General features: G+C 64.3%; 17 protein-coding genes. 9 read left to right on the top strand and 8 right to left on the bottom strand.

Annotation, left to right across the window (positions count from 1 at the left end; all coding sequences use genetic code 11):
* The first annotated feature begins 17 nt into the window (after positions 1-17).
* The 3 genes from CH295_RS25215 (at position 18) to CH295_RS25205 (ending at position 3,915) form a co-directional block, all read left to right on the top strand.
* Complete coding sequence (locus tag CH295_RS25215) at positions 18-1,133, top strand: ferredoxin reductase (protein WP_037190255.1); 1,116 nt, start codon at positions 18-20, stop codon at positions 1,131-1,133.
* Between the two features lie 107 nt (positions 1,134-1,240).
* Positions 1,241-2,542 carry a fatty acid desaturase family protein gene (locus CH295_RS25210; protein WP_094742241.1) on the top strand — a complete coding sequence of 434 codons (1,302 nt, stop codon included), beginning with the start codon at positions 1,241-1,243 and terminating at the stop codon, positions 2,540-2,542.
* 122 nt (positions 2,543-2,664) lie between these two features.
* A complete protein-coding gene (locus CH295_RS25205) occupies positions 2,665-3,915 on the top strand; it encodes a fatty acid desaturase family protein (protein ID WP_037189901.1) in 1,251 nt (416 codons plus the stop codon).
* A 54-nt stretch (positions 3,916-3,969) separates the two neighbouring features.
* Here CH295_RS25205 and rsgA read toward each other — a convergent pair whose 3' ends face one another.
* The 3 genes from rsgA to ybaK are packed head-to-tail and all read right to left on the bottom strand — an operon-like array spanning position 3,970 to position 6,770.
* Positions 3,970-5,004: a ribosome small subunit-dependent GTPase A gene (rsgA, locus tag CH295_RS25200; RefSeq protein ID WP_170946052.1), complete on the bottom strand. Its 1,035-nt coding sequence runs from the start codon at positions 5,002-5,004 to the stop codon at positions 3,970-3,972.
* Positions 4,956-6,272: a 3-phosphoshikimate 1-carboxyvinyltransferase gene (gene aroA, locus CH295_RS25195; protein ID WP_094742144.1), complete on the bottom strand. Its 1,317-nt coding sequence runs from the start codon at positions 6,270-6,272 to the stop codon at positions 4,956-4,958. Before aroA ends, rsgA begins: the two co-directional genes overlap by 49 nt.
* Before the next feature lie 6 nt (positions 6,273-6,278).
* Positions 6,279-6,770, bottom strand: a complete 492-nt coding sequence (ybaK, locus tag CH295_RS25190) for a Cys-tRNA(Pro) deacylase (protein WP_094742143.1) — start codon at positions 6,768-6,770, stop codon at positions 6,279-6,281.
* Positions 6,771-6,860: 90 nt separating this feature from the next.
* Here ybaK and CH295_RS25185 point away from each other — a divergent pair, with 90 nt between their 5' ends.
* Together CH295_RS25185 and rsrA are read left to right on the top strand one after the other, a co-directional pair.
* Entirely contained in the window at positions 6,861-7,643 is a 783-nt protein-coding gene (locus tag CH295_RS25185) for a sigma-70 family RNA polymerase sigma factor (protein WP_094634140.1), read from the top strand.
* Complete coding sequence (gene rsrA / locus CH295_RS25180; RefSeq protein WP_255137416.1) at positions 7,640-7,948, top strand: mycothiol system anti-sigma-R factor; 309 nt, start codon at positions 7,640-7,642, stop codon at positions 7,946-7,948. The genes CH295_RS25185 and rsrA overlap by 4 nt, the downstream gene beginning before the upstream one ends.
* A gap of 71 nt (positions 7,949-8,019) precedes the next feature.
* Here rsrA and CH295_RS28620 read toward each other — a convergent pair whose 3' ends face one another.
* Positions 8,020-8,094: a 50S ribosomal protein bL37 gene (locus CH295_RS28620; protein ID WP_370878772.1), complete on the bottom strand. Its 75-nt coding sequence runs from the start codon at positions 8,092-8,094 to the stop codon at positions 8,020-8,022.
* Positions 8,095-8,213: 119 nt separating this feature from the next.
* Here CH295_RS28620 and CH295_RS25175 point away from each other — a divergent pair, with 119 nt between their 5' ends.
* A complete protein-coding gene (locus CH295_RS25175) occupies positions 8,214-8,429 on the top strand; it encodes a biotin/lipoyl-binding carrier protein (protein ID WP_037189892.1) in 216 nt (71 codons plus the stop codon).
* Positions 8,430-8,450: 21 nt separating this feature from the next.
* Positions 8,451-9,929, top strand: coding sequence for a sensor histidine kinase (locus CH295_RS25170; RefSeq protein WP_037189891.1), 1,479 nt, complete (start codon positions 8,451-8,453; stop codon positions 9,927-9,929).
* Positions 9,930-10,057: 128 nt separating this feature from the next.
* Here CH295_RS25170 and CH295_RS25165 read toward each other — a convergent pair whose 3' ends face one another.
* Positions 10,058-10,312 carry a WhiB family transcriptional regulator gene (locus CH295_RS25165; protein WP_032366305.1) on the bottom strand — a complete coding sequence of 85 codons (255 nt, stop codon included), beginning with the start codon at positions 10,310-10,312 and terminating at the stop codon, positions 10,058-10,060.
* Positions 10,313-10,577: 265 nt separating this feature from the next.
* A complete protein-coding gene (locus CH295_RS25160; RefSeq protein WP_094634141.1) occupies positions 10,578-11,531 on the bottom strand; it encodes a diacylglycerol/lipid kinase family protein in 954 nt (317 codons plus the stop codon).
* Between the two features lie 220 nt (positions 11,532-11,751).
* Between CH295_RS25160 and CH295_RS25155 the strand changes: the two genes are divergently transcribed.
* The gene (locus CH295_RS25155) at positions 11,752-12,180 is read left to right on the top strand and encodes a hypothetical protein (RefSeq protein ID WP_037189885.1); all 429 of its coding nucleotides are present in this window, start codon (positions 11,752-11,754) and stop codon (positions 12,178-12,180) included.
* Positions 12,181-12,189: 9 nt separating this feature from the next.
* Here CH295_RS25155 and CH295_RS25150 read toward each other — a convergent pair whose 3' ends face one another.
* Together CH295_RS25150 and CH295_RS25145 are read right to left on the bottom strand one after the other, a co-directional pair.
* Entirely contained in the window at positions 12,190-12,666 is a 477-nt protein-coding gene (locus CH295_RS25150; RefSeq protein ID WP_094742142.1) for a GNAT family N-acetyltransferase, read from the bottom strand.
* The gene (locus tag CH295_RS25145; RefSeq protein WP_052047540.1) at positions 12,663-13,304 is read right to left on the bottom strand and encodes an acid phosphatase; all 642 of its coding nucleotides are present in this window, start codon (positions 13,302-13,304) and stop codon (positions 12,663-12,665) included. The genes CH295_RS25150 and CH295_RS25145 overlap by 4 nt, the downstream gene beginning before the upstream one ends.
* Before the next feature lie 193 nt (positions 13,305-13,497).
* Between CH295_RS25145 and CH295_RS25140 the strand changes: the two genes are divergently transcribed.
* A complete protein-coding gene (locus CH295_RS25140) occupies positions 13,498-14,964 on the top strand; it encodes a DHA2 family efflux MFS transporter permease subunit (protein WP_094742141.1) in 1,467 nt (488 codons plus the stop codon).
* The last annotated feature ends 49 nt before the right edge of the window (positions 14,965-15,013 follow it).

Below are 15,013 nucleotides of genomic sequence, written 5' to 3'. Positions count from 1 at the left end.
AGGGGATGGAACACCCGATGGATCTGAAGAAGTGGCTGGAGGCTCCGGCGGCCGGTGTATCGGCCCCCAGGCGTCCGAGGTTGAACATGGTGCGTGGTGCGTTCACCCGCATCACCACTCCCTTGTTGCCCGACGACTACCTGCATCTGGCGAATCCTCTCTGGTCGGCACGCGAACTCCGCGGTCGCATCGTGCGAGTGGAGAAGGAAACCGCCACGGCGGTGACCCTGGTGATCCAGCCGGGTTGGGGCTTCAATTTCGACTACCGGCCCGGCCAGTACATCGGGATCGGGTTGCACCTCGGCGGGCGATGGCACTGGCGCTCCTACTCGTTGACCTCCCCACCGAACTGGGAAGACAAGCTGATCTCCATCACCGTCAAGGCGATGCCGGAGGGCTTCCTCTCCTCGCACCTCGTCGGCGGTGTGCCACAGGGAACCATCGTTCGGCTGGCCGCCCCGAAGGGCAATTTCGCGCTGCCCGTGCCGCCGCCGAACAAGATCTTGTTCGTCACCGCAGGCAGCGGCATCACCCCGATCATCTCGATGCTGCGGGCATTGGACCGGCACGGCGACATGCCCGACACCGTGCACATCCATTCGGCACCCACCGAGGACGAAGTCATGTTCGCCGCCGAGATCGCCGCGCTGGAGAAGTCTCATCCCAACTTCACCTCGCACGTGCAGCTGACTCGATCGGACGGCAAGTTCGCACTCGCCTCGCTCGACGAGCTCTATCCCGACTGGCGCACGCGCGACACCTGGGCGTGCGGCCCGGCAGCACTGCTCGAGGAGATCGAGAAGACCTGGAAGCGTGAGGGTATCGAGGACCGGCTTCATCTGGAGCGATTCGAGATCTCGCGAGCCGACACCTCGGGTGCAGGCGGTACCGTCACGTTCTCCAAGTCGGACAAGAAGACCACCGTCGACGGTGCGACGAGTCTGCTCGAGGCCGGCGAGAACGTCGGAGTTCAGATGCCGTTCGGTTGCCGGATGGGTATCTGCCAGACGTGTGTGGTGCCGTTGACGGCAGGGCATGTGATCGACCTGCGATCCGGCAAGGAACACAGCGAAGGCGATCGCGTCCAGACGTGCATTTCTGCAGCTGCGGGCGACTGCACATTGGAACTGTAGGTCTGTTTTTCGCACACAGCCTTCTCAGGCTGTTCGGTTACGCTTACGTAGGTTGCCCACGTCGAAACCCGAATTTCGGGCACTGCACTCAACTGTTGGAGGACCCGGTGGCCATCACCGACATCAAAGAGTTCGCTCATCTCAGCGAAGCGGACATGGAAGCGTTCGGTCGTGAACTGGATGCGATTCGTCGAGACGTCGAAGACAGCCGCGGCGAGCGCGATGCCGCATACATCCGTCGGACCATCAGGCTGCAGCGGCTGCTCGAGCTCGGTGGCCGCGCGGTGCTGCTCGGCAGCAAGTATCGGCCGGCCTGGATCGCAGGTACGGCGATGCTCAGTGTCGCCAAGATCATCGAGAACATGGAGCTCGGCCACAATGTGATGCACGGGCAGTGGGACTGGATGAACGATCCGGAAATTCACTCCACCTCGTGGGAGTGGGACCAGACCGGACCGTCGGAGCAGTGGAAACGCGCTCACAACTACTCGCACCACACGTACACCAACATCGTCGGCATGGACGACGACATCGGCTTCGGCATCCTGCGCATGACCCGCGACGAGCCGTGGAAGCCGATCAACCTCGTTCAGCCGCTCGCCAACATCGTGCTGGCCACCACCTTCGAGTGGGGCATCGCACTGCACGACTACGACGCGCAGAAGCAGCTGGACGGCGAGGACGAGAAGGGTCTGCTGAAGTCTCCGGCGAGCCGCGCCTTCGCCCGCAAGATCGCCAAGCAGGTCGGTAAGGACTTCGTCCTGTTCCCGGCATTGTCCGGCCCGGCGTGGAAGTCCACGTTGACCGCCAACGCCACCGCCAACCTGGTCCGGAATCTGTGGGCGTACGCGGTGATCTTCTGCGGTCACTTCCCCGACGGAGCAGAGAAGTTCACGATCGGCCAGTTCGAGACCGAGACACGGCCCGAGTGGTACCTGCGTCAGATGCTGGGCAGTGCGAACTTCGAGGCCGGTCCCGTCATGGCGTTCATGAGCGGCAACCTCTGCTACCAGATCGAGCACCACATGTTCCCGGACCTGCCGAGCAACAGGTACTCGGAGATCGCCGAGAAGGTGCACGCTCTGTGCGAGAAGTACGACTTGCCTTACACCACGGGGTCGCTCGGCAAGCAGTACCTGCTGGCGCTGCGGACCATCCACAAGTTGTCGCTGCCCGACTCGTGGTTGCGCGCTACGTCCGACAACGCTCCCGAGACGTCGTCCGAGCGGCGATGGCGGGTCGGCGATTCGCCCGCCGTCCATGCGCTCCGGATCGATCCGCTCACCGGGCAGCGTCGAGGCCTGCGTTCGGCAATGCAGGAGGCGCGCGTGAGCTTGCGCAACGCGAAAAAGGAAGCCAAGCGTCAGGCCAAAGCTCTCCGTCCTTCGGGCGACCGCGTTCCGTTGTGAATCGTCACACAGATTTCCGTCCGTAACCTACGGGACCGTAAGTTACGATACGGTAGGTGACGGACTTGCACATGGCCTGATACGCGAGCTGTGTGTTCACGACTGCCAGGAGGTTGTTTCCCATGGCGATTACGGACGTCAAAGAATACGCGCATCTGACCGATGCCGACATCGAGGCGTTGGGCCACGAGCTCGACTCCATCCGGCGTGACATCGAAGCGTCCCGCGGTGAACGCGACGCCCGGTACGTCAAGAACACCATTCGCTTGCAGCGATCCCTCGACATCGGTGGCCGGGCCGTGCTCTTCGCCAGTCGCAGGCGTCCCGCGTGGCTCGTCGGCACCGCCATGCTCGGGGTTGCGAAGATCATCGAGAACATGGAGCTCGGCCACAACGTCATGCACGGCCAGTGGGACTGGATGAACGACCCGGAGATCCACTCCACCTCGTGGGAGTGGGACAACACGGGGCCGTCGGCTCACTGGAAGCAGACTCACAACTACATCCACCACAAGTACACCAACGTGCTGGGCATGGACGACGACGTCGGCTACGGTCTGCTCCGCGTCACCCGCGATCAGCGGTGGAAGCCCTTCAACATCGGCAACCCCGTCTACAACCTGCTGCTGCAGTTGTTCTTCGAGTACGGAGTGGCGCTTCAGCACCTCGAACTGGGCAAGGTGGCCAAGGGCCGGGTGCCGCGCGAGGAATTCGAGCAGAAGCGGCGCGAGGTGCTCGAGAAGGTCGGAAAGCAGATCGGCAAGGATTACATCCTCCATCCGTTGCTGACCGGTCCCGCCTGGAAGAGCACGTTGACCGCGAACATCGTCGCCAACATGATGCGCAACGTGTGGACCAACACCGTCATCTTCTGTGGACACTTCCCCGACGGTGCCGAGAAGTTCACCAAGTCCGACATGGAGGGCGAGACTCAGGGCCAGTGGTACCTGCGTCAGATGCTCGGCAGCGCGAACTTCAATGCCGGTCCCGTCATGGAGTTCATGAGCGGCAACCTGTGCTACCAGATCGAGCACCACCTGTTCCCTGACCTCCCCAGCAACCGCCTGCGGGAGATCAAGGTTCGAGTGCTCGAACTGGCAGAGAAGTACGACCTGCCGTACACGACCGGTTCGATCGTGCACCAGTACTTCCTGTCGTGGCGCACCATCGCGAAGCTGTCGCTGCCCAACAAGTACTTGAAGGCAACGAGCGACGACGCCCCCGAGACCGCGTCGGAGCGCAAGTGGGCCGATGCTCCCGCCGGCCTGTTCACCGTCGATCCCGAGACCGGCAAGCGTCGTGGTCTGCGCACCGCCATCGCAGAAACGAAGAAGCGCAAGGGAATTCGTCGGCTGGTCGGTAGGGCCGCGTAAGCCCTCCGCCGAGTTCGAGCCTGGTGGCAACCTGTTCCGAAACGGAATTCGTTGCTACCAGGCTTCGTTCGTTCGAACGGCCTCGAGGAGCAGGCGCACGGCCGCGACGCGACGGGCCGGATCTCCGGTGAGTGAGTCGAGGGCGCATTCGGGATCTGCCGGTGGGCCGAGATGTGTGCATCCGCGCGGACAGTTCTCGATCGTATCGGCCAGATCGGAGAACGCCGCGACGACGTTCTCGGGGGAGATGTGCGCCAGGCCGAACGACCGGATGCCGGGAGTGTCGACCACCCAACCGCCGCCGGGCAGCGGTAGCGCCACCGACTGCGTCGAGGTGTGACGACCCTTCCCGACGCCCGAGACCACTCCGGTGGCGCGATAGGCGTCGGGCACCAATCTGTTGACGAGCGTGGACTTTCCGACGCCCGAATGCCCGATGAGAGCGGTCACGTTGTCGGTGAGCATGGCGGTCAGCTCCGTGAGGTCCTCGGACTGACCCGCCAGCACCACCGGTACGTCGAGATCGGCGAAGGCCGCGGTGAATTCTTCGGGGTCGGCCAGATCGCTCTTGGTCAGGCACAGAACGGGTTCGAGTCCACCGACGTACGCGGCCACGAGTGCGCGCTCGACGAAGCCGGTGCGAGGCGGTGGGTCCGCGAGCGCCGCGACGATGAGCAGTCGGTCCGCGTTGGCCACCACCACGCGCTCGAACGGGTCGGTGTCGTCGGCGGTGCGACGCAACACCGTGCGCCGCTCGGCCACGCGCACTATTCGGGCCAGAGTGTCGACCTTGCCCGACAGATCTCCGACGATACCGACCTCGTCTCCCACCACGATCGGAGTTCGACCGAGCTCACGGGCGCGCATGGTCACAACCGGACGAGACGGGTCGCCGCCGAGGACGCAGCCCCATCTTCCGCGGTCGACCGAGACCACCATGCCTGCTTCGGCGTCGTTGTGTTCGGGTCGAGTCTTGGTGCGTGGACGCGAACTCTTGCCCGGTCGGATACGAACGTCCGACTCGTCGTACCGGCGCGCGGTCAGGAGCCGACCCCACTGGGTGTGGATGCGGACAACATTGCGTCCCACAGCATCTCGAAGCCAGGGAGGGTCTTGGCGGTGGTGCCGATGTCGTCCACTTCCACGCCGGGTACACGCAGTCCGATGATCGCGCCTGCGGTGGCCATGCGGTGGTCGGCGTAGGAGTGCCAGACTCCTCCGTGCAGCGGCACCGGATCGATTCGGATGCCGTCGTCGGTTTCGACCGCGCTCCCACCCAGTCGAACGATCTCGGTGGTCAGTGCAGCGAGTCGGTCGGTCTCGTGGCCGCGCAGGTGGGCGATGCCGCGCAGAATCGACGGCCCTTCGGCCAGTGCGGCCAGTGCCGCGACCGTCGGCGTCAGCTCGCCGACATCGTGGAGATCGAAGTCGATGCCGTGCAACGTATCCGGGCCCTCGACAGTCAGAATTCCTGCTGTCAGGTCCACCCGAGCTCCCATCAGCGCGAGTATCTCGCGGAAGACGTCGCCGGGCTGAGTGGTCGATTCGGGCCAATTCGGTACGCGCACTCGGCCTTTCGTCACCACCGCTGCAGCGAGGAAGGGGGTGGCGTTGGACAGGTCCGGCTCGATGCTCCACTCGATGGGTGCGACCGGACCCGGGTGCACCCGCCAGGTGTTCGCGTCTCCACCGGTCTCGGGGGTGTCCACGCGCACCCCGGCCCGCCGCAACATGTCCACGGTCATGTCTATGTGCGGCATGGACGGAACGGGCTTGCCGATGTGGTGGATTTCGATTCCCTCGTCGAATGCCGCCGCGGAGAGCATCAGACCGGAGACGAACTGCGAGGAGCCGGAGGCGTCGATGTCGACGGATCCGCCGCGCAGCGAGCCGGTGCCGCGCATCGTGAACGGCAGCGCGCTGCCGTCGATCTCGGCCCCCACCGCGCGAAGAGCGTCGAGGATCGTGTCGAGCGGACGGATACGTGCCTGCTCGTCGCCGTCGAACGACACCTCGCCTGCGGCGAGCGCAGCCAGGGGCGGCACGAAGCGCATGACGGTGCCCGCCAGTCCGCACTCCACGGCTCCTCCGTGCAGCGGTGCCGGAGTCACACGCAACGCCGTCTTGTCGTCGTCCGCGGCGACGATCTCGATACCCAAGGTTGCCAGGGCGTCGATCATCAGATCGGTGTCACGGCTGCGCAGGGCACCGGTGATCGTCGAGGAACCGGTGGCGAGCGAGGCGATGATCAGTGCGCGATTGGTGATCGATTTCGATCCGGGCAGAGTGACTGTCGCGTCGACGGGTGCGACGGCGGCGGGGGCTGTCCAATTGCTCACCCGTCCATCTTCTCTCATTCGGGATCAGCGCGCGGCGATGGGCGCTGATGTAGCGCGTGTGAGTCGGACCAGATCGGCTGGTGCGAGTTCGATCTCCAGCCCGCGTCGACCTCCACTGCACAGAATCGTCTCGAAATCGAGGGCCGAGACGTCGATCGCGGTCGGCAGGGATTTGCGTTGGCCGAGAGGTGAGATACCGCCGAAGACGTACCCGGAGGAGCGTTCGGCGGCAGCCCTGTCGGCCATGGTGATCTTTCGGGTGGACAGAGCGACGGCCGCGGCCTTGAGCGAGAGCATCGCGGTCACCGGGACGATGGCCACCGCCAGCGTGCGATCCGCGCGTTCGACGACGAGAGTCTTGAAGACCTGTTCGGGACGAACGCCGAGCCTGTCGACGAGGATCTGTGCCGCCTCCTCGCCGTAGGACTGCGCCCGTGCATCGTGATCGTACGAATGCACGGTGTGGGCCACCTTTCGTGCGGTGAGCAGCGCGAGAGCGGGTGTGGACGCAGCCATTCACGGGACTCTAGCGACCCGGCGGGAACACGGCGGCGCGACGCCGTGTTGTGCAACAACAGATACGCATGCAGGCGGAAGGAATGACGAATGGCAGTGCTGACCGCGGGACGGCCCCTCGCGTTGAAGGGGGTGATCTCTTCGCAGAAGTCGACTTCGGGCGCGGTAGCCTGGGCGGTGGAAGCTATCGAAGGGATCAGCGTGACAGAAGCCAGCAATCCCGTCGCTGACGTGGACGACGAGAAGGCGATCGCGGAGCGCAGAGCTGCCGAGACCGAGGCAGAGTTGACCGAGCGCTTCGAGCGCGACGCGTTGCCGATGCTCGATCAGCTCTACGGCGCAGCTCTACGAATGACGCGTAACCCGGCCGACGCCGAGGACCTGGTTCAGGAGACGTTCGTGAAGGCCTACTCGGCGTTCCGATCGTTCCGTGAGGGCACGAACCTCAAGGCGTGGCTGTACCGAATTCTCACCAACACCTACATCAACTCCTACCGCAAGAAGCAGCGTCAGCCCGCTCAGTACCCGACCGACGAGATCAGTGACTGGCAGCTCGCCGCCACCGCCGAACACACGTCGACGGGCCTACGTTCCGCCGAGGTCGAGGCCCTGGACGCGCTGCCGGACGACGACATCAAAGCAGCGTTGCAGTCTCTTCCCGAAGAGTTTCGGATGGCCGTGTACTACGCCGACGTCGAGGGGTTCCCGTACAAGGAGATCGCCGAGATCATGGGCACTCCCATCGGCACGGTGATGTCGCGTCTGCACCGCGGACGCAAGCAACTGCGGGGCCTACTGGCTGGGGTCGCGCGTGAGCGAGGTTTCAACCGGGACGGCGCAGTCGACCGGCACGAGCAGGAGGTAGTCCAGTGACGGGCACCGGAAAGATCGACGGCGGAGCCGACGGCGACGCACAGTTCGAGCGCCTCGACTGCTCGGCAGTGATCGCGGACGTATGGGTGATGCTCGACAACGAATGTGACGAGGCGAGCCGGTCCCGTCTGCAGAAGCACATCGACGAATGCGGATCCTGCTTCGAGGCCTACGGAATCGAAGAGAAGGTCAAGCGGCTGATCTCGCGCAAGTGCGGGGGAGACCAGGCACCCGCCGGGCTGCGCGAACGACTCAGCGTCGAGATTCGACGGACCGTGTTGATTCGCCAGACCGACTCCGAGTAGTCGCAGGTCGTACAACGACGAGGGGCCGAGAAGCAGTTGCTTCTCGGCCCCTCGCGGCTTGTGGCAAACCGTCAGCTGTTCGGACGTTTGCCGTGGTTGGCCTTGTTGCCCTTACGAGCACGCTTCTTACGTCCACGCTTTCCCATGATGGGCTCCTCTCGTTTGTTCACTACAGTCTCCCACGTGTGATTGGCTTACTGTGACGGGCCTGGTCTCCGATGGGTGTCCAGCGCAGTTCGTGGTGACGTGAGAGAGGGGTTCGCCGATGTCCGAGGACGTTCGCGCGGAGATGGTGTCGACGGTGTTTCAGGTGGTCGTGGCCCGAGGCGACGCCGTCGAAGTCGGTGACACCCTCGTGATCCTGGAATCGATGAAGATGGAAATTCCCGTGCTGGCCGAGACCTCCGGGACGGTCACGTCGGTGGACGTCGCTGTCGGCGACGTCATTCAGCAGGGCGACCTCATCGCCGTCGTCTCCTGAGCAACGGTCACGTGAGATCTCGTGTCGACCCTCAGTGACCTTCTGGCCGAACACACGGACCTCCCCGGCGTCGCGGTAGACCACCTTCAACGGGTCGTAGGCGAGTGGCAGCTGCTGGCCGACCTGTCGTTCGCCGACGTGCTGCTGTGGGTCGGCACCGACGACGTGTCCAGTGGAACCGCGGATGTGCTGTGTGTGGCCCAGTGCCGGCCGACCACCGCGCCCACGGTCTTCACTCACGACATCGTGGGAACGACGATCTCCGAATCCGAGCACCCCGACGTGATGGTCGCGCTGCAGCAGCGGGAAATCGTGCACGGAGGAGTGGTGACGCGGACCGAGAGCATTCCGGTGCGCTGCGGAGAGCACGTCATCGCGGTGCTGACCCGCGACACCAATCCCGCCCAGCTGCGACCGCCGAGCGCGCTCGAGGTGGCGTATCGAGAATGTGCCGACGACCTGTGTCTGATGATCAGTGAGGGGACCTTTCCCACCCCGGAGGAGCGCACCGATGTGAACTCGTCCCCGCGGGCAGGCGACGGATTCATCCGCGTCGACACCGAGGGCCGGGTGGACTACGCCAGTCCCAATGCGCTCTCGGCGTACCACCGGATGGGATTGACGACGGAGTTGTCCGGTCGAGATCTGGCCTCGGTCACCCGGTCTCTGGTCACGGACCCTTTCGACTCACAGGAGGTGTCCGACCACATCAGGTCGTCGCTCAGCGGCAACGTGGGCCACCGGATGGAGGTCGACGCACGTGGTGCCACCGTTCTGGTGCGCACGCTGGCTCTGCAGCCCCGGGGGAGGTCGGCCGGTGCGGCAGTGCTGATCCGCGATGTCACCGAGGTGAAGCGACGCGATCGTGCTCTGCTCAGCAAGGATGCGACGATCCGGGAGATCCATCATCGAGTGAAGAACAACCTGCAGACGGTGGCGGCATTGTTGCGATTGCAGTCGCGGCGACTCGAGAACGAGGAAGCGCGGACGGCGTTGTCCGAGTCGGTCCGTCGGGTGACGTCCATTGCACTCGTGCACGAAATGCTGTCGATGTCGGTGGACGAGGAAGTGGACCTCGACGAGATCGTCGATCGTCTGGTGCCGATCATGTTGGACGTAGCGACGGTCAATCCGCGGGTTCGAGTGGTGCGCGAGGGCAAACTCGGAGTGTTCTCGGCCGAACGGGCTACGCCGTTGGTGATGGTCCTCACCGAGCTGGTGCAGAACGCGATGGAGCATGGATTCGACGCCGGGTCGGCCGGTGTCGTCCGAATCGGAGCCGACCGGTCCGCGAAGTGGCTGGACGTGGTCATCCACGACGACGGGCGTGGGTTGCCCCCAGGGTTCTCCTTGGAACGCTCGGAGGGTCTCGGGCTGCAGATCGTGCGCACGCTCGTGTCGGTGGAACTGAACGGATCGCTCGGTCTGCATCCGTCGGCGGGTGGGGGAACCGACGCGATGTTGAGGGTTCCTCTGGGACGGCGTGTGCCGAGGCCCTGATGCACGTTCTGTGAACAGTGCGTAACGCGCTCGTCGACGGCCCGTGGAACACAAGAGGTCCGAGGAACGCAGAAGGCCCGGTATCCGCTTGGTGGATACCGGGCCCTGCTGATTGCTGCGTAAGCGTCCTAGACGGAGCTGCGTGCGCGCGTACGTGCGTTGCGTCGCTTGAGTGCACGGCGCTCGTCTTCACTCATTGCGCCCCATACTCCTGCGTCCTGGCCGGATTCGAGTGCCCAGGACAGGCATTCAGCGGTGACGGGGCACCGAGTACAGACGACTTTGGCATCGGCGATCTGCGCGAGCGCCGGACCACTGTTTCCCACCGGGAAAAATAGTTCCGGATCTTCATCGCGACAAATAGCCTTGTGGCGCCAGTCCATCCTCTGCTCCTTACCGGGCGCCGAAGCGCCGTTTCGTTTCTCTTCTGTTCACGAGTGGGTAACCAATGTTTCCGCACTGTTGCTTGTGAATGCTTTCACGAACTCAGGTGAAGTCAAGGGGTACGCGCGTGACCGTGGTCAAGCTCACTCTGTTAGGCTCGCTTTAGCCTTCTGCGCTCCTTTGTACCCCGAGTGAGCAGATTTCGCTCGTGATTTCACAGAAAGTGCGCTCTGCGTCGCAGTAGGGGCTCTATGTCTGCGACCCTCACATGCTCGGCGCAACCACTTCCAGAGCGTCGGGAGTGGAGAAGAACTCGGCCTCGGTGCGTTCGCCCAAGTAGTCCCCGTCCATCTGCAGACCGACCGGCTCTGTCGAGGAAATTCTGACACTCGGCACATCGTCGATTCGAATCAGCTTGCGAGACTTCGGTTCTGCACCCTTCGCAAGCAACTGGCGAGACACCCGCAAGGTAGGGAACAACGCAGTCGAGCGCATGCCGAACACTCCCAGACCCGAATCGAAACCGGTACCCGGATTGGTGTGCACCGGCCTGGCGTTCAAATACGTCCACGGACTCGAATTCGACACGAACGCATAATGCACACCCTCGAACGGATCCTGACCCGGAACCTCCACCGTCAACCGAGCCGGCCGCCGCTTGTGTTTGAAGAACTCCTGCACTGCCGACCGCAGATAGCGCGTCGCGGACACCGGCTTGCCATCCTTACGACTGGCATCGATCGCCCGACACACGTCGGCATCCAGACCCATGCCCGCATTGAACGTGAACCAACGATTGTCGCAGTGCCCCAACCCGATCGTCCGCCGCGCCCGCGCATCGAGCAGCCCGATCAACTGATTCGTCGCCGCCACCGGATCCGCCTCGATACCGAGCGAACGAGCGAACACATTCGCACTACCGCCGGGAACGACCGCGATCGGAGGGATCGCACCGATCGTCACAGCCTGCATCGACGTCGGCAACGGCACCCCGAGCAAACCGTTGATCACCTCGTTGACCGTCCCGTCACCACCGTGAACGATCACCAGACCCATCCCGTCCTCACGGGCACCCCGAGCAAGCTCCGACGCATGATCACGATGGGTCGTCTGCGCAACCGTCACCCGCACCCGGCTCGACAACGCATGAGCCAACAGATCCCGAGCCGCAGCCGTCGTAGAAGTCGCATTGGGATTGACGATCAGCAGCGCACGCACGAGGACTGACACTAACCGGGTCGTTCCGCAGGCTCCACTCCGGTCACCTGGGTCGTTCCGCAGGCTCCACTCCGGTCACCTGGGTCGTTCCGCAGGCTTCACTCCGGTCACCTGGGTCGTTCCGCAGGCTTCACTCCGGTCACCTGGGTCGTTCCGCAGGCTCCACTCTCGGCCCAGGGTCGTTCCGCGGGCTTCACTCCCGGTTGCCTAGGCTGGTCGCGTGTCCACCTCACCCGAGAACCTCACCCCGCCGGCCACGTTTCGATCCGCCGGGGCGCTCGTCGCAGCGCAGGGCGCGGCGTCGTTGGTGGCCGCGATCGTCCTGCTCGTCCGAGCGTTCTCCGGAGAAGGGGACAACGCCGTGGCCAACGGGTACGGCACCGCGGGGTGGTTCGGCGTCCTGGGCATCGGAGTCGGGGCGGCAGGCGTGGCCCTCTTCCTCGGAAAACGCTGGGGACGATCCATCGCCACCGTCGTACAGCTCCTGCTGCTGCCCGTCGTGTGGTCGCTGTTGACCGGATCGCATCAGACCGTCTACGGCGTCGCCCTCGGAGTCGTGGTCGTCGGCGTGCTCGTGTTGCTGTTCAGCCCGCCGTCCTCCCGGTGGATGGCCGCCGAGTACAGCGACGTCGACGACGACCTCCGGTGACGTAGTCGTTCAACGCGCCTGAATCGCCAGGTCGGCCAATGCATCCTCGGTCAGGCGGAACGTGGTCCACTCGTCCTGTGGCTCTGCCCCGAGCGATCGGTAGAAGCCGATCGACGGAGTGTTCCAGTCCAGAACCGACCAGGCCAACCGCGTGTACCCCCGATCGACGCACTCGGCGGCCAACGCGGCGAGCAGGGCGGTTCCGAAGCCTCCTCCTCGCGCAGCGGGCTGCACGTAGAGATCCTCCAGATAGATTCCGTTGACTCCGTCCCACGTGGAGAAGTTCAAGAACCACACCGCGCACCCCACCACCGTCCCCTCGTGCTCGGCGACGTGCGCGAACACGGACGGCTGGGCTCCGAACAGCGCAGAGCGAAGCTGCTCGTCTCGGACGGTGCACAGCGAGGACGACTTCTCGTAGGCGGCGAGCTCGTGCACGAGAGCGGTGATGGCGGGAACATCGGCCTCGGTGGCGCGGCGAATCATCGTGGATTTCCTTTCGGTGCCGTGGCAGCGGTGAGAATCGAAGGGTGCACGTTGTGCGCGACGAGCTGGCGAAACGAATGCTCGAATCCCAGCAACGAGTACGCGGCGGGCGAGAGGGCGAAGCGTTTGCCCTCGGTGATGGGGGCCTCGGTCCAGCCGGCGATCAGTGCACGCGAGAAGTGGCCGTGGCCGACCAGTACGACGTCGCGGCCGCTCAACAACGGCAGGACGACCGAGAGCACCAGTTCGACGCGCACGGCGATGTCGCCGATGGACTCGCCACCCGGACACGGATGAGTCCAGACGGTCCAGTGCGGCACCGTCTCGTGGATCTGCGTCGACGTGATGCCCTCGTAGTCGCCGTAGTCCCACTCCGACAACGAATCCCACGTTCGATCGACCTGCAGGCCCGCGAGCTCGGCTGTTCGACGGGCGCGCTCGCGCGGACTGGTGATCACCAATGGATCGCGCAGGTTCAGTAGTCGGAGGAGCGATCCGGCCTCGACGGCCTGTTGCTCGCCGGTACTCGTGAGAGGAACGTCGGTGTTGCCGGTGTGCTTACCGGCCAGCGCCCATTCGGTCTCGCCGTGTCGGAGTAGAACGACTCTGCCTGCCTCGACGCCGCCGTGTGTGGTCATCCAACGATCATGCCTGCCGTACGGATGTGGCCCTTGTCATAGGTGGTCTGCGGATGTGTCCGATTTGTCGATTGAGTACAGACCTACCGGCCGGTTACATTCGTCTCGAATCTTCCCCCTCTCGGGCGACGCAGCACTGCCCGTCGTGCGCCCCGGCCTGCCTCACAGCTCCTTCTCATCGACCTGGAGAACCATGACCGACCTGCAGATGCCCGCGTCGTCCGATGCACCGGAGAAGCTCGACGGCGCATTGTTGAAGATCGCCGGGGTGGTTGTGCTCGGGGCCATCATGTCCATACTCGACGTGACCGTCGTCAGCGTCGCGCTCCGAACGTTCACCGACGTCTTCGACACCACCTACGCCAACGCCGCATGGACGATGACGGGCTACACGCTCGCCCTGGCCACCGTCATACCGCTGACCGGGTGGGCTGCCGATCGGTTCGGAACCAAGCGCCTCTACATCACTGCGTTGGTGCTGTTCGTTCTCGGTTCGGTGCTGTGCAGCTTCGCCTGGGACATCACGTCGCTCATCGTCTTCCGAGTGCTGCAGGGACTCGGCGGTGGCATGTTGATGCCACTGGGCATGACGATCATGACGCGCGCCGCCGGCCCGGAGCGGATCGGGCGCGTGATGGCCGTGCTGGGTGTACCGATGCTCATCGGGCCGATCGCAGGGCCCATCCTGGGCGGCTGGCTGATCGAGGCAGCGAGCTGGCACTGGATCTTCCTCATCAACCTGCCGATCGGCATCCTCGCCCTGATCGCGGCCGTGATGATCTTCCCCAAGGACAACCCGACTCCGTCCGAGTCCTTCGATTTCCGCGGCATGCTGATGCTCTCGCCAGGCCTGGCGCTGTTCCTCTACGGCGCGTCCTCGGTCGTCGAAACCGAAACCGTTCTCGCGGTCAAGGTGCTGGTCCCGGTCATCGTCGGGCTCGTGCTGATCGTCCTGTTCGTATTCCATGCCCTGCGCGTGCAGCATCCCCTGATCGATCTACGGCTGTTCGGGAACAGATCGCTCACCGTGGCCGTGATCACCACGACGCTCTTCATGGTCGCCTTCATGGGCGCGGGTCTGCTGTTCCCGAGCTATTTCCTGCTTCGCGGCGAAACGACGTTGACCGCCGGGCTGCTGCTCGCACCACAGGGCATCGGCGCGATGATCGCGATGCCGATCGCCGGAGTGATCGCCGACAAGTTCGGTCCTGGCAGGATCGTGCTGGTGGGCATGGTGTTCATCACCGCAGGAATGGCGGTGTTCACGCAGGTCGGCACCGACACCTCCTACTCACTGCTCATCGGCGCACTGTTCGTCATGGGACTGGGCCTCGGTTCGACGATGATGCCCATCATGACGGCTGCTCTGCAGACGTTGACCGACGAGACGGTTGCACGCGGCTCGACGTTGATGAACATCGTCCAGCAGGCAGCCGGGTCGATCGGTACTGCGCTGATGTCGGTGGTGCTGACCGCTCAGCAGAAGCCCGCACTGACCGCGACCAGCCAGGTCGAGGCCTTCGACATCTCGGCGAGGGCCTTCGGCACCACCTTCATGGTTGCGTTGGTTCTGATCGTCCTCACGTTCGTTCCCGCCTTCTTCCTGCCCCGAACGAAGCACGTGACCGAGCGGTCCGCGGCACCGGTCGCGCTGCACTGACGCGCCCGAGAGATGCCGAACCCTCGCTCATCGGCTCGATGTAGGCAAG

The organism is Rhodococcus sp. 14-2483-1-2 (assembly GCF_002259405.1).
Lineage (GTDB): Bacteria > Actinomycetota > Actinomycetes > Mycobacteriales > Mycobacteriaceae > Rhodococcoides.
This window is presented reverse-complemented; position numbering and strand designations above follow the sequence as displayed.